At 73.8% G+C, this 14020-nt stretch carries 16 protein-coding genes; 1 reads left to right on the top strand and 15 read right to left on the bottom strand.

What is annotated here, in order from left to right:
• Window positions 1–10: 10 nt before the first annotated feature.
• The 10 genes from trpA to rpe form a co-directional block, all read right to left on the bottom strand.
• A complete protein-coding gene (gene trpA, locus IEX37_RS02290) occupies window positions 11–823 on the bottom strand; it encodes a tryptophan synthase subunit alpha (protein WP_188754610.1) in 813 nt (270 codons plus the stop codon).
• Window positions 820–2058 (bottom strand): tryptophan synthase subunit beta, encoded by a 1239-nt coding sequence (gene trpB / locus IEX37_RS02285; protein ID WP_188754609.1) that lies wholly within the window; start codon window positions 2056–2058, stop codon window positions 820–822. The genes trpA and trpB overlap by 4 nt, the downstream gene beginning before the upstream one ends.
• A complete protein-coding gene (gene trpC, locus IEX37_RS02280) occupies window positions 2055–2831 on the bottom strand; it encodes an indole-3-glycerol phosphate synthase TrpC (protein ID WP_188754695.1) in 777 nt (258 codons plus the stop codon). Before trpC ends, trpB begins: the two co-directional genes overlap by 4 nt.
• Before the next feature lie 2 nt (window positions 2832–2833).
• Window positions 2834–3064 carry a DUF6704 family protein gene (locus IEX37_RS02275; RefSeq protein ID WP_188754608.1) on the bottom strand — a complete coding sequence of 77 codons (231 nt, stop codon included), beginning with the start codon at window positions 3062–3064 and terminating at the stop codon, window positions 2834–2836.
• Between the two features lie 114 nt (window positions 3065–3178).
• The gene (locus IEX37_RS02270) at window positions 3179–3766 is read right to left on the bottom strand and encodes a Trp biosynthesis-associated membrane protein (protein WP_229663009.1); all 588 of its coding nucleotides are present in this window, start codon (window positions 3764–3766) and stop codon (window positions 3179–3181) included.
• Complete coding sequence (gene hisI / locus IEX37_RS02265) at window positions 3763–4158, bottom strand: phosphoribosyl-AMP cyclohydrolase (protein ID WP_188754607.1); 396 nt, start codon at window positions 4156–4158, stop codon at window positions 3763–3765. Before hisI ends, IEX37_RS02270 begins: the two co-directional genes overlap by 4 nt.
• 19 nt (window positions 4159–4177) lie before the next feature.
• Window positions 4178–4939, bottom strand: a complete 762-nt coding sequence (gene hisF, locus IEX37_RS02260; protein ID WP_188754606.1) for an imidazole glycerol phosphate synthase subunit HisF — start codon at window positions 4937–4939, stop codon at window positions 4178–4180.
• A 2-nt stretch (window positions 4940–4941) separates the two neighbouring features.
• The gene (gene hisG, locus IEX37_RS02255; RefSeq protein ID WP_188754605.1) at window positions 4942–5781 is read right to left on the bottom strand and encodes an ATP phosphoribosyltransferase; all 840 of its coding nucleotides are present in this window, start codon (window positions 5779–5781) and stop codon (window positions 4942–4944) included.
• 40 nt (window positions 5782–5821) lie between these two features.
• Window positions 5822–6085, bottom strand: coding sequence for a phosphoribosyl-ATP diphosphatase (locus tag IEX37_RS02250; protein WP_188754604.1), 264 nt, complete (start codon window positions 6083–6085; stop codon window positions 5822–5824).
• A gap of 42 nt (window positions 6086–6127) precedes the next feature.
• On the bottom strand, window positions 6128–6817 hold the full coding sequence (rpe, locus tag IEX37_RS02245; protein ID WP_188754603.1) for a ribulose-phosphate 3-epimerase: 690 nt from the start codon (window positions 6815–6817) through the stop codon (window positions 6128–6130).
• A gap of 70 nt (window positions 6818–6887) precedes the next feature.
• On the opposite strand from rpe, the gene IEX37_RS02240 reads away from it, so the two are divergent.
• A complete protein-coding gene (locus IEX37_RS02240) occupies window positions 6888–8057 on the top strand; it encodes a hypothetical protein (protein WP_188754602.1) in 1170 nt (389 codons plus the stop codon).
• 25 nt (window positions 8058–8082) lie between these two features.
• Here the strand turns inward: IEX37_RS02240 and IEX37_RS02235 are convergent, their stop codons facing one another.
• The 5 genes from IEX37_RS02235 to rpoZ are packed head-to-tail and all read right to left on the bottom strand — an operon-like array spanning window position 8083 to window position 13942.
• On the bottom strand, window positions 8083–9513 hold the full coding sequence (locus IEX37_RS02235; RefSeq protein ID WP_188754601.1) for an RsmB/NOP family class I SAM-dependent RNA methyltransferase: 1431 nt from the start codon (window positions 9511–9513) through the stop codon (window positions 8083–8085).
• Complete coding sequence (gene fmt / locus IEX37_RS02230; protein WP_188754693.1) at window positions 9513–10442, bottom strand: methionyl-tRNA formyltransferase; 930 nt, start codon at window positions 10440–10442, stop codon at window positions 9513–9515. Before fmt ends, IEX37_RS02235 begins: the two co-directional genes overlap by 1 nt.
• A gap of 38 nt (window positions 10443–10480) precedes the next feature.
• On the bottom strand, window positions 10481–12487 hold the full coding sequence (locus IEX37_RS02225) for a primosomal protein N' family DNA-binding protein (RefSeq protein WP_188754600.1): 2007 nt from the start codon (window positions 12485–12487) through the stop codon (window positions 10481–10483).
• A 3-nt stretch (window positions 12488–12490) separates the two neighbouring features.
• Window positions 12491–13678 (bottom strand): methionine adenosyltransferase, encoded by a 1188-nt coding sequence (gene metK, locus IEX37_RS02220; protein WP_188754599.1) that lies wholly within the window; start codon window positions 13676–13678, stop codon window positions 12491–12493.
• 9 nt (window positions 13679–13687) lie between these two features.
• Complete coding sequence (gene rpoZ / locus IEX37_RS02215) at window positions 13688–13942, bottom strand: DNA-directed RNA polymerase subunit omega (RefSeq protein WP_188754598.1); 255 nt, start codon at window positions 13940–13942, stop codon at window positions 13688–13690.
• Window positions 13943–14020: the final 78 nt, after the last annotated feature.

Genomic DNA, 14020 nt, shown 5'->3' with positions numbered 1-14020 from the left:
GATGCCGAGTCTAGTTCGCCGGGAGCACGGTGCCGGACGCGAGCTCACGGGTCGTGCGCGCGAGCTGCTCGAGGCCGCCGTCGCGCAGAGCCCGCACGAGGGCCGTCCCCACGATCGCGCCGTCGGCGTACTCGAGCACGCCCGAGACCTGCTCGGCCGTGGAGATGCCGATGCCGACGCAGGCGCGCGGCGCCCCGTGCGCGCGCAGGCGCTCGACCAGCGTGCGCGCCGCGGCGTCGAGCTGCGCGCGCTCTCCCGTGATGCCCATCGTGGAGACGGTGTAGACGAAGCCGGTCGTGTTCCGCACCACGAGGCCGAGCCGCTCGTCGCTCGACGTCGGCGCCGCGAGGAACACACGGTCCAGGCCCGTGCGCTCGCTGGCGGCGATCCACTCGGGAGCCGACTCGGGAGTGATGTCGGGAGTGATGAGCCCCGCCCCTCCCGCCGCCGCCAGGTCGTCGGCGTAGCGGTCGACGCCGTACTGCACGACGGGGTTCCAGTACGTCATGACGAGCACGGGCACGTCGACGCGCGACGTGATCTCCCGCAGCGCCGTGAACAGGTCCCGTGTCCGGAAGCCCGCCGCCAGCGCGGCCTGCGTCGCCTCCTGGATGACGGGCCCGTCCATCACGGGGTCGCTGTAGGGCGGACCGAGCTCGATGACGTCGACGCCGTTCTCGGCCAGCGTGACGGCCGCCTCGATGCTCGTGGCGAGATCGGGGTAGCCGACGGGCAGGTACCCGACGAACGCGCCGCGTCCCTGCGCGTGCGCCGCGGCGATCGCCCGTTCGACGCTGCTCGTCCGGGTGCGCTCCGCGGTCATGACTCCGCTCCCTCGCGGTCGTAGAGGTCGAAGTACCGTGCCGCGGTGTCCATGTCCTTGTCGCCCCGGCCGGACAGGCACACGGCCAGGATCGCGTCCGGCCCGAGCTCGCGTCCGATCCGGATGGCGCCCGCCAGCGCGTGCGCCGACTCGATCGCCGGGATGATGCCCTCGGTGCGACTCAGCAGCCGCAGCGCCTGCATCGCCTCGTCATCGGTCGCGGGGATGTACTCCGCGCGGCCGATCGAGGCCAGCCACGCGTGCTCGGGGCCGACGCCCGGATAGTCGAGCCCCGCCGAGATCGAGTGGGACTCGAGCGTCTGCCCGTCCTCGTCCTGGAGGACGAACGTGCGCGCGCCGTGCAGTACGCCCGAACGGCCGCGGCCGATGGACGCGGCGTGCCGTGGGGTGTCGACGCCGTCGCCGGCGGCCTCCACCCCGAACAGGCGCACGCCCTCGTCGTCCAGGAACGCGTCGAACATGCCGATCGCGTTCGAACCGCCGCCGACGCAGGCCAGCACGGCGTCCGGGAGACGGCCGACGCGATCGAGCAGCTGCCCGCGGGCCTCCTCCGAGATGATCTTCTGGAAGTCACGGACCATGGCCGGGAAGGGGTGCGGCCCCGCGGCCGTGCCGAAGATGTAGTTGGTCGTCTCGACGCTCGCGACCCAGTCGCGGTAGGCCTCGTTGATCGCGTCCTTGAGCGTGCGGGACCCGGTCGTCACGGGCACCACCTCCGCGCCCAGGAGACGCATGCGTGCGACGTTGAGCGCCTGGCGCTCGGTGTCGACCTCGCCCATGTAGATCGTGCAGTCCATGCCGAACAGCGCGGCCGCGGTCGCGGTCGCCACGCCGTGCTGACCCGCGCCGGTCTCCGCGATCACGCGCGTCTTGCCGAGCCGCTTCGTCAGCAGCGCCTGCCCGAGCACGTTGTTGATCTTGTGCGAGCCGGTGTGGTTGAGGTCCTCGCGCTTGAGGAAGATGCGCGCGCCGCCCGCGTGCTCGGCGAAGCGCGGCACCTCGGTGAGCGCCGAGGGGCGGCCGGCGTAGTCGCCGAGCAGGCCCGCCAGCTCGGCGCGGAAGCCGGTATCGGCCATCGCATCGGCGTGGGCCTGCGCCAGCTCGTCGATCGCGGCCACGAGCGACTCGGGCATGAAGCGCCCGCCGAAGTCCCCGAAGAACGGGCCGGGCTGATCGCGCAGGCTCGTCTCGGGACGGCTGACTGGCTCGCTCATGATCCGGCCTCCAGGAACGTGTGCAGGGTCGCCACGGGGCCTCCCGTCACGAGGGCCTCGCCGATGAGCACCACGTCCGCGCCCGCTGCGCGATAGTGGGCCACGTCCTCCGGCTGCAGCACGGCGGACTCGGCGACCTTGACCGCTCCCGCGGGGATGCGGTCCACGAGGCGGCCGAAGAGGTCGCGGTCGAGCTCGAAGGTGGACAGGTCGCGCGCGTTCACGCCGATGAGCTCGGCGCCCAGCTCCGCGGCCCGGTCGACCTCCTCGGCCGAGTGCGTCTCGACGAGCGGCGTCATGCCGAGCTCGCGCACGAGCGCGTACAGTTCCGCGAGCAGCGGCTGGTCGAGCGCCGCGACGATCAGCAGCACGAGGTCGGCCCCCGCGGCCCGCGCCTCGAGCACCTGGTAGGGCGTCGCGATGAAGTCCTTGCGCAGGACGGGCAGCGACACCGCGCCGCGCACGGCCGCGAGGTCGTCGAGGCTGCCCTTGAAGCGGCGCTGCTCGGTCAGGACGCTGATCGCGCTCGCGCCGCCCTCCTCATAGAGGCGGGCCTGACGGGCCGGATCCGGGATCGCGGCGAGATCACCGCGCGAGGGGCTCGCGCGCTTGACCTCGGCGATGATCCGCACCCGGTCTGCGGGAGCGAGCGCCGCCAGGGCGTCGCGCGCGGGAGACTGCGCCAGCGCGTCCCGCTCGACCTGCGCGAGAGAGCGGCTGAGGCGGCGGCTCTCCGCGTCCTCGACCGCGCCCGCCGTCAGGTCGGCGAGCAGCATCAGTGCGCCTTCGGATTGGACTTCGGGCCTCCGGCGCCGTAGCCGGCCTTCGTCATGATCCACCCGACGATCGCGCCGACGAGGACCAGGCCGGCGGAGGCCCACACGAGCCAGATCTGTTCGAAGAACAGAGCGGCGGTGCCGATCGAGATCGCGACCAGCATGATGATCACCGCCGTCCAGGCTGCGGGCGAGTGTCCGTGGCCGGGGTCGCCGGTTGCGTTGCTCATCTCGTGTGTTCTCCTTCGGTGGGTGGGACGTCGGAAAGTCTATCGGGAGCCGCGGGGAGGCCGCCGATAGCGGCGCCGCGGCCCCTGTCGTCGGAGCCGTGTCTTCGACCCGTGTCATCTGGTCGGGTCGTCGCCGCGGGACAGCTCGTCCCAGGAGTCGACCGCGTCGAGCGGGCCGCTCGCGGCAGCCGGTGCCGCGGACGCCCGGTCCGTGTCGTACCGGCGCCCGGAGCGCGGCCACGCTCGGGCCGTGGCCAGCACGAAGCCGCCCGCGCCGACCAGGATGACGGACGCGGCGAGCGTGACCCACGGCCAGGGCGTGGCGTCGATGCGCCCGACCAGGTCGGCGATGCCCTCCCCCGCGATCCCCGTCCGCTCCGTCACGGCCGACGCGACGGCCGTGACCCCGGGCGCGACGGCGACCGGCGCGACGAGCCACGCGACGACGGCGCCCAGCAGCACGGCCAGCGCGCCGAGCACGTGCCGGAGCACGGGCCCGACGAGGCTCAGCACGAGCCCGAGGGCGAGAGCCGTGAGCATGAGCGGCTGCAGCACGGGCACGGCGGAGGCGCCGGGCACGGCGAGCTCCTCCTGCGCCACGTGCGCGACGAGCCACGTCTGGGTGGACCCGATGAGCCCGGTGCCCCCCGCCGCGAGAATCGCGACGACAGACAGCGAACGGGCTCGCGAGCGCAGGCTCACGCCGCCCCGCTCGCTCCGCCGCCGGATGCGACGTCGGCCACCGCGGGGCGCAGGTCGTCGGCGTCGAAGCACGTGCGCGTGCCCGTGTGGCAGGCGGGGCCGGTCTGGTCGACCTGCAGCAGCACGACGTCCCCGTCGCAGTCGAGGCGCGCGCCGACGACCCGCTGGACATTGCCCGACGTGTCGCCCTTGCGCCAGTACTCCCCGCGGGAGCGCGACCAGTAGGTCACGCGTCCCGTCGTCAGCGTCCGCCGCAGGGCCTCCGCGTCCATCCACGCGAGCATGAGCACCTCGCGGGTGTCGAACTGCTGGACGATCGCGGGGACCAGGCCGTCGGCGTTGAACGCGACGCGGGCGATCCTCTCCTCGACCGTCTCCTCCGGGTCGCTCATGACGTCTCCCATCCTCCGCTCACCTCGCCTCGATGCCCGCCGAGCGGAGCGCTGCCTTGACGTCGCCGATCGTGAGCTGCCCCGAGTGGAAGACGCTGGCCGCGAGCACCGCGTCGGCACCGGCGGCCACGGCGGGCGCGAAGTGCGTCGCGTCGCCGGCGCCGCCCGATGCGATGACCGGCACGCTCGAGACGTCGCGCATGAGCCGGATGAGCTCGAGATCGAATCCCTGCTTCGTGCCGTCGGCGTCGATCGAGTTGACCAGCAGCTCCCCCGCTCCGCGCTCGATCGCCTCGCGCGCCCAGTCGAGCGCATCCAGGTCCGTCTCGCGGCGGCCGCCGTGGGTCGTGACCACGAACCCGGATCGCGTGCGGGGCGAGCGTTTCACGTCGAGGGACAGCACGAGCGCCTGGGCGCCGAAGCGATCGGCGATCTCGCCCAGCAGCTCCGGCCGCGCGATCGCGGCCGAGTTGACACCGACCTTGTCCGCCCCGACCTCCTGGAGCCGCGCGACGTCCGTCACGGTCCGCACGCCGCCGCCCACGGTCAACGGGATGAAGACGGCCTCGGCGGTCCGGCGCACGACGTCGTACATCGTCGCGCGCTCGTCGACGGTCGCCGTGACGTCGAGGAACGTCAGCTCGTCGGCGCCCTGCGCGTAGTAGGCGCGGGCCAGCTCGACCGGATCGCCCATCTCGCGCAGGTTCTCGAAGTTCACGCCCTTCACGACGCGGCCGGCGGCCACATCCAGGCACGGGATGACGCGGGTGATCACCGCCACGTTCAGAGCCTCGCGTTGTCGATCGCGGTGACGAGGATCGCACGCGCGCCGAGCTCGTACAGCTCGTCCATGACGCGGTTGACGCCCTTGCGGGGCACCATGACGCGCACCGCCACCCACTCCGGATCCCGCAGCGGCGAGATCGTCGGCGACTCGATGCCCGAGGCGATCTCGACCGCGCGGTCGACCAGGGCGGCCGGGAGGTCGTAGTCGACCATCACGTACTGGCGCGCCACCATGACGCCGCGCAGTCGGCGCAGCAGCGTGTCGGTGCCGTCGGCGTCCTTGGGACCGGCGATGAGGACGGCCTCCGACTCCAGCAGCACGGGGCCGAAGATCTCCAGGCCCGCCTGACGCAGGGTCGTGCCGGTCGAGACGACGTCCGCGACCGCATCGGCCACGCCGAGCTGGACGGCCGATTCGACCGCGCCGTCCAGGGGCACGATGTCGACCGCGACGCCGCGCTCGTCGAGGAACGCGTCCACCAGGCCCGGGTACGCGGTGGCGACCCGCACGCCCTCGAGCTGCTCGAGCGAGGCGAAGCGGCCGGGAGGACCCGCGAACCGGAACGTCGAGTCCGCGAAGCCGAGCGCCTCGATCTCGCGCGCCGGCATGCGCACGTCGAGCAGCAGGTCGCGGCCGGTGATGCCCACGTCGAGCGCGCCGAGCGCGACGTAGGTCGCGATGTCGCGCGGCCGCAGGAAGAAGAACTCGACGTCGTTCGCGGCGTCGATCAGGTGGAGCTGCTTCGAGTCGCGGCGACCGGCGTAGCCGGCCTCGGCGAGCATCTCGGCGGCGGTCTCGGAGAGGGATCCCTTGTTCGGGACGGCGATGCGCAGCATGGTGGCTTTCGGGTGGAGGGGAACGTCGGGGGTCGGCGGCCTACAGATGTCGGTAGACATCGGCGGGCGTCAGGCCCTTCGCGAGCATCATCACCTGCACGTGGTAGAGCAGCTGCGAGATCTCCTCGGCCGCTTCGTCGTCCGACTGGTACTCCGCCGCCATCCAGACCTCGGCGGCCTCCTCGACGATCTTCTTGCCGATCGCGTGCACGCCGGCGTCGAGCTGCGCGACCGTGCCCGATCCCTCGGGTCGCGTCTGCGCCTTCTCGCTCAGCTCGGCGAACAGCTCGTCGAAAGTCTTCACCCGTCAAGGCTACCGCCCGCCCGGGCGGCTCCGGATCGGCTCTCAGTGCGCGTGCGCGGCCGCGGCGTCCCGCAGGCCCGCGATCGCGGCGTCGACGTCCGCGGATCCGAACACGGCCGATCCCGCGACGAAAGTGTCGGCGCCCGCCTCGGCGGCCACCCCGATCGTCTCGAGCGAGATGCCGCCGTCGACCTGCAGCCAGACGTCCGCGCCGCGCCGGCGCGCCTCGTCCGCGAGGCCGCGCAGCTTGGGCATCGTCTCGGGCCGAAAGGCCTGGCCCCCGAAGCCCGGCTCCACCGTCATGACGAGGATCTGGTCGAACTCCGCCAGGTGCTCGAAGAGCGGATCTGCCGCGGTGTCCGGCTTCACGGCCACACCCGCCCGGGCGCCGATCGCCCGCAGCCGGCGCGCGAGGGCGATCGGGTCGTCGGCGGCCTCGAGATGGAACGTGACGGACGCGGCGCCCAGCTCCGCGTAGCCGGGGGCCCAGCGGTCGGGATCATCGATCATCAGGTGCACATCGAGCGGGATGGGGCTCGTGGCCTGGATCCGCTCGACCATCTGGGGACCGAACGTGAGGTTCGGCACGAAGTGGTTGTCCATGACGTCCACGTGCACGAAGTCGGCCCCCGAGATGCGCGCGAGCTCCGCCTGCATGTTGGCGAAGTCGGCCGAGAGGATGCTCGGGTTGATGCGGGGGGAAGCGGGAAGTGATCCGAGGGACGGGGCCATGCGGCCATTATCCCGGGATGGTCCGCATCGTCTTGCGTCACGCGCATCGCATCCGTGGAGAATGGGTCCGATGACCCTCTTCGATGCGCCGCCGGAGGGCCCGCCGCGGCGCGAGCGACGCTCCCGCGGCCGGCGCGTGTGGCCCTTCGCCGTGCTGCTGGTCGCCGTGCTCGCGGGCGGCACGCTGGTCGGCACGGGCGTGCTCTCGGACTGGCTGCAGCCGCCCGCCGACGCGGCGCCCTCGGAGCCGCCCCGCATGGAGGCGCCGGAGCCCGAGCCGGATGCGCCCCTGCCCGAGCCCGAGCCGGAGGTGCAGGAGCTGCTCGAGCGCCTCCACCTCTCGGAGGAGGGACGTCGGCTGTTCCTCGTCAACTCGCCTCAGATCGTCGACGGCCCGCGCATCCGGGAGCTGTGCGCCGGACACGGGCACGCGGCGACCGACGAGGAGACTTACCACACGGTCGGCTGCTACGGCGCGAGCATCGGGATCGTGATCTTCCGGCCCGGGGACGACCGGCTGCGCGACAGCATGGTCACGATCGCGGTCCACGAGCTGCTGCACGCCGCGTACGAGGTGCTGGAGCCCGGGGAGCGCGCGCGGCTCGAACAGCTCCTGGCCGCGGAGGTCGCTCGCGTGCCCGCGGACGACCCGGTGCACGGCCAGATCGACGCGTCGGTGGGCGGACGCGAGGAGGCGCTGGTGACCGAGCGCTTCGCCTACCTCGGCACACAGGTCCGGCTGCCCGACGGGTTCGATCCGGAGCTCGAGGAGATCTACGCGCGCTACATCGCCGACCGCGACGCCCTCGTGGACACCTACGTCCGGGCGCAGGCCGTGGTGCCGGAGGTGCAGGCGGCCGTCGAGGCGATGTGGCAGGACGTCCTGGGGCGCGAGCACGCCGAGGCGCACGACGCGGCCCAGCTCGAGGCCGACAGGACCGCGTACGACGAGGTCCTCGCCAGGTACAACGCGGACGCCGACGAATTCAACCGCACGCCGCCCGAGGAGCGGTCCCGTTACACCGTCACGCTCACGTACCCGGACGGCCGCACGGAGCAGTTGCCCTGGGACGAATCGTTGACGGTGCGGCACAACGAACTGGAGGGGATGCGCTCGGACATCGAGGCGCGCCAGTCCGCTCTGGCGGAGCGGCAGGCCGAGACGGCTCGCCTCCGCGCGGAGGCCGAGGCGGCCCGCGCGGACCTCGAGTCGCTCGCGCGCGCCATGCTGCCGCAGTGACGGCCGTGCGCGGCGGGGCTCTCGCTCAGGCGCGCCGCAGCAGCGCGAGGAACATGGCGTCGGTGCCGTGGCGGTGCGGCCACAGCTGTGCGTGACGGGCCCCGCCCGCGCGTGCGGGCAGGTCGAGGGGCGTCCGCGCCACGCTCTGCAGCGCCGCACGGGCATCGAGCTCCTCGACGTCCCCGCCCAGCTCCTCCCGGACCTCCGCGACGACGGCGGCCGTCTCGGCGAGGTGCGGGGAGCACGTCACGTACGCGACGACGCCCCCCGGTTTGAGCGCCCCGATCGCGGCCCGCAGCAGCTCCCGCTGGACCTGAGCGAGTTCGGCGACGTCCTCGGGCCGTTTCCGCCACCGCGCCTCGGGGCGCCGGCGGAGCGCCCCCAGCCCCGTGCACGGCGCATCGACGAGGATGCGGTCGAAGGCGGCGGGATGCTCGGCGGCCAGCGCGCGCCCGTCCCGCTCGTGCACGGGGACATCGAGCGGCACGGCCGCGATCGCGCGCCGCACGAGGCCTGCGCGCGCGGGCACGGGCTCGTTCGCCTCGAGGCGTGCGCCCCGCGACCTCGCCTCGGCGGCGAGCAGGGCGGTCTTGCCCCCGGGGCCGGCGCACAGGTCCAGCCAACGTTCTCCGGGCCCGACCCGGCCGCAGCGAGCCAGCGCGAGCGCCACGAGCTGGGAGCCCTCGTCCTGCACCCGCACCGTGCCGCCGGACCCGCGTACGACCGGTTCGGGATCACCCCCGGCCAGCGGGAAACCGACCGGCGAATAGAGCGTGCGGTCGGCGGGCGGCTCGGCAAGCCCGGGCAGCGCGGCCATGGTCACGCGGGGCGACGCGTTGTCCGCGTCGAGCAGCGCCCCCAGCTCGTCCGCGCGGTCCTCGGCCGCCAGGGCGCGACGGAGGGCGCGCACGACCCAGACGGGATGCGATGTCTGCAGGCCGATGCGCTCGTCGTCCGATCGCGCCGACGCCGACACCCGGGCGAGCCACTCGTCGGCACCGTCCGCCGCGACCCGCCGGAGCACCGCGTTGGCGAACCCGGCCGCTCCCGCACCCGCGCTCTCCCTCGCGAGCTCGACGGACTCGTTCACGGCCGCGTGCGAGGCGACGCGCGTGGCCATCAGCTGGTGCACGCCCAGGCGCAGCGCGTCCCGCACCGCCGGATCGATGGCCGACGGCTCGCGCTCGGCCGCGATCCCGATGACCGCGTCATACGTCCCGAGTCGTCGCAGCGTGCCGTAGGCGAGCTCGGTCGCCAGGGCGGCGTCGGCACCGCTGAGCCCTGCGCGCTCGATCTCGCGCGGGAGGAGCAGGTTGGCATACGCGTCCGACTCGCGAACGGCCGTGAGCACCGCGAACGCCACGCGGCGCGCGGGCTGCACCCGGCGCGGGGCCCGCGCGTTCGGGCCTCGGCGCGGTCCGCGTCCGCCCGCCGCCGACGCGTGCTCGTGCGCCATCACGCCCCCAGCCGCGTCGCGCCGCGCGCTCCGCGCAGCCAGTCGGCCGCCGACATCGCCGGCTTGCCGGCGGGCTGGACGCGCTCGACGACGATCGGACGGGTCGCGGTGCCGACCTGGATTCCGTCCTTGCTCGGCCTGACCTCGCCGGGCGCCGTCGGACCGGAGAGCGCTTCATCCGCGTCGGGGAGCCGTGCCGCGAGCACCTTGAAGCGCGTACCGTCGAGCAGCGTGTGGGCCCCCGGCTCCGGCGTCACGCCGCGGAAGCGATCGAGCACCCGCTCGGCCGGCTGGTCCCAGTCGATCAGGCCGTCGTCGATCGTCAGCTTCGCCGCGTGCGTGGGCTCCCCCCGCTGGGGCCGCGCGACCGCGGTGCCCGCCGCGATGTCGCGGGCGACGTCCGCGAGCAGGTGGGCTCCCCGCTCCCCCAGGGCGGCGAGGACGTCCCCCGCCGTCTGCGTCTCCGGGATGTCGTAGCGCAGCTCGCCGAGCACGTCGCCCGCATCGAGCTCGGGGACGAGTCGGAAGACCGCGGCGCCCGTGACCCGATCGCCCGCCATGAGGGCGCGCTGCACCGGCGCGGCTCCACGCCAGCGCGGCAGCAGCGAGAAGTGAAGGTTGATCCAGCCGTGCGGCGGAAGCGACAGCAGCGGCTCGCGCACGAGACCGCCGTACGCGACGACCACGCCGAGATCCGGACGTGCCTGCGCGATGCGAGCGGTGGCGTCGTCGTCGAGGCGCGCCGCCTTGACGACGGGCAGCGCGAGCTCCGCGGCGCTGACGGCGACCGGCGACGGAGTCAGCACGCGCTTGCGTCCCTGCGGGGCGTCGGGGCGTGTGACGACGCACGCGATGTCGTGCCCCGCGGCGTGGAGGGCGCGGAGAGACGGCACGGCGACGTCCGGCGTTCCCCCGAACACGATCCTCAGGCGCTCCCCGGCCATGCCCACCCCTCTGGTCGGTCCGCTCACAGTTCAGGGTCGACGACGTCGACCCTGACGGCGAGTATATTCCGCGGCGCCCGGCCCTTCGCCGAGCCCCGGCGTGCCGACCGCGCGCCCACGGCCTCCGCGACCACCGACGCGCGCAGGCTCGCGGTGACCGCCGCGCCTCGCGCGTAGTCGAACCGGACGAGGGCGCGCGCGCCCGGCCATCCCTGGCGGTCGATCGGGACGGGTCCGAGCACCGCGTGCTCCGGCAGGCCGGGCACGTCCTCGCGCAGAGTCGCGAGCGCGCGGTCCACCGCCGCGACGTCGCCCTCGAGCCGCGCCACGCGCGCCACCGGCGGCATGTGCAGCGGCGCGCGCTCCTGCAGCTCCGAACGCGCGTACGCCGGCTGCGTCCAGCTCGCGAGGGCGCGCGCGACGGCGCCGTCGACGCCCACGAGGTGGACGGGCGCGCCCGGGGCCGCCAGCGCCGCGGCGTTCGACCACCACCGCAGGCACGCCTCGCCGATGCGAAGATCCGGCGCCTGCAGCATCCGGTCGCCGTCGAGCAGCAGCACGGCGCGGTAGCCATCGCCCGCCGCGAGCGGCTCGGCGCCGCGGGTGGCGACGACGAGCGCCGGGGCGTCCTCCACGCGCTGCACGGGATGCGACCCGTCGGCGACGATGACGCGCACGCCCGGGAACGCGCGCCCCAGCTCGTCGGCCGTGCGCTCGCTGCCCGAGGACGCCAGGCGCACGCGGGGCGACGCGCACGCGGCGCAGGCCCACGCGGTCGCGGACCGCCCGCACCAGCGGCACACGGGCACGGCACCGCGCGCCGGCGCGTGCAGGGGGCCGGCGCAGTGGCGGCACCGGGCGGGGGCGCGACAGTCCGCGCACACCAGCGTGGGCGCGTATCCCGGCCGGGACACCTGCACCAGCACGGGACCCTCGGCCAGCGCGTCGCGCGCCGCGCGGAACGCGGACGACGGGATGCGGGCGCCCGGTCGCTCCGATTCGGTGACGGCGCTCAGGATCACGTTCGGAGCGTAGCGGCGGCTCGCCCGCACCTCCTCGACCCAGCCGACCGCGACGAGGCGCTCGACGTCGGTCGTGCGGGTGTGCCCAGACAGGAGCAGCGCGGGCGGCTCGCTCGTGTCGGCCCCGTCGATCCCCTGTCGCACGAGCGCGGCGTCGCGGGCGTGGACGTACGGGGCGAGCGGCTCCTCGAACAGCGGATCCCCGTCGTCCCACATCCCGATCAGGCCCAACCGGGAAACCGGCGCGTACACGGCCGAGCGGTTGCCGATCACGATGCACGGGGCGTCCTCGAGCGTCCTCAGGAACCCGCGATAGCGGTCCGGACCCGTCTGCGATGCGTCGTGCCGCACCACGGCGTCCTCGGGAGCGAGCGCGCGGAGGGCGCTGTGGAGCAGATCCAGGTCGCGGTGGTCGGGAACCGCGATCACCGCGGACCTGCCCGAGGCGAGCACCGACGTCGCGGCGGAGGCCATCAGCGCCGTCCAGGCGGGCCTCCCGGCCTGCAGGCACGGCGGGGCCTCGAGGGCGACGCGCGCTCCCTCGGCGAGCCGCTCCCGCAGACCGGGGTAGGCGTCGAGGAACTCCACGGCGGCCGCGAGGAGATCCTCGGCCACGCGCGGCGGCGTCGCGCGTTCGGCGGACAGCCACTGCTTCTCCACGCGCACCTGCCGCTTCGGGATCGCGAGCCGCAGGATGTCGACGGCCGAGCCCGCCGCGCGGTCGGCGACGCGGCGCGCGAGCGCGTACAGTCGCGCCGGCAGCACCTCGGCGGCCGACACGACGCCGTCGAGCTCGGAGAGGGGACGTCCGCTGTCCTCCGCCTCCCCGACCTCGACGATGAACCCGTCCACCACGCGCCCCGCGGTCCGCAGGGGCGCTTTCACACGGACGCCCGGGACGGCGGCGTCCCGGAGCTCGGCCGGGATCGCGTAGTCGAACAGCCGGTCGAGCTGAGGCAGGGGCGAGTCGAGCAGCACGCGCGCGACGCGCCCACCCCCACCGCGCATGGCTCAGAGGCCGGCGGCGCGGCGCAGCTCGTCGACGCGCGTGGTGTGCTCCCACGTGAAGTCGGGCAGCTCGCGCCCGAAGTGGCCGTACGCCGCGGTCTGCGCGTAGATGGGACGCGCGAGATCGAGCTGCTCGATGATGGCGGCGGGGCGCAGGTCGAACACCTCGCGGATGGCGGCGACGATCGTGTCGTCGGAGACGGTGCCGGTGCCGAACGTCTCGACGTACAGGCCGACCGGGTTGGCCTTGCCGATCGCGTAGGCGATCTGGACCTCGAGCCGGTCGGCGAGTCCCGCGGCCACCGCGTTCTTCGCGACCCAGCGCATGGCGTAGGCCGCCGAGCGGTCAACCTTCGACGGGTCCTTGCCGCTGAACGCCCCGCCGCCGTGGCGCGCGGCCCCGCCATAGGTGTCGATGATGATCTTCCGGCCCGTCAGCCCCGCGTCGCCCTTGGGCCCGCCCGTGACGAACGGTCCGGCGGGGTTGATGTAGAGCTTGACGTCCCCGTGGTCGAGGCCGGTCTGCTCGAGCACGGGACGGATGACCTTCGCCTCGATCTCGTCCCGCAGCTCCTCCTGCGTCATCTTGGGGTGGTGCTGGGCCGACAGCACGACCGAGTCGACGGTCTTGGGCGTGAAGCCCTCGTAGCCGAGCGTCACCTGCGTCTTGCCGTCGGGGCGCAGGAACGGCAGATCGCCGCTGCGGCGCACCTCGGTGAGACGCTCGGCGAGCCGGTGCGCGGCCCACGCCGCCATGGGCATGAGCTGCGGCGTCTCGTTGGCCGCGAAGCCGAACATGATGCCCTGGTCGCCGGCGCCGAGCAGGTCGTACGCGTCTGCGGAGCCCTCGCGGGTCTCGAGCGCCTTGTCCACGCCCGCGGCGATGTCGCTGGACTGCTCTCCCACCGAGACGCTCACACCGCACGAGTCGCCGTCGAAGCCCATGTCGCTCGAGGTGTAGCCGATGCGGTTGATCACGCGTCGGACGATCGCGGGGATCTCGACGTACCCTTCCGTGCGGATCTCGCCGGCGACGTGCACGAGGCCCGTGGTGACGAGCGTCTCGACCGCGACCCGGCTCTCGCGATCGCGCTCCAGCAGCCCGTCGAGGATGCTGTCGGAGATCTGGTCACAGATCTTGTCGGGGTGTCCCTCGGTGACGGACTCGGACGTGAACAGCCGCAGGGTCATCGTGCTGCGTCAGTCCGTGTGGCGAAGGCGCAGCTTGTCCTGGTGGATCTCGTGGAGCGCGATCGTGAGGGGCTTGTCCTCGACCGACGAGTCGACGAGCGGCCCGACGTTGTCGAACAGGTTCCCCTCGTGCAGGTCGGTGTAGTAGTCGTTGATCTGCCGGGCGCGCTTCGCGCCGTAGATGACCAGCTGGTACTTCGAGTCGACCTTCTCGAGCAGCTCGTCGATGGGCGGGTCGATGATGCCCTTGTTGTCCGTGGTCATGCGAAACCTCCTGGGTGGGCGACTGCTGTCGCGGGAAGACGGCGGCGCCGGACGTCGCGGCGCACGGGGCCGGCGACG

Source organism: Microbacterium album (genome assembly GCF_014643695.1).
GTDB classification, from domain to species: domain Bacteria; phylum Actinomycetota; class Actinomycetes; order Actinomycetales; family Microbacteriaceae; genus Microbacterium; species Microbacterium album.
This window is presented reverse-complemented; position numbering and strand designations above follow the sequence as displayed.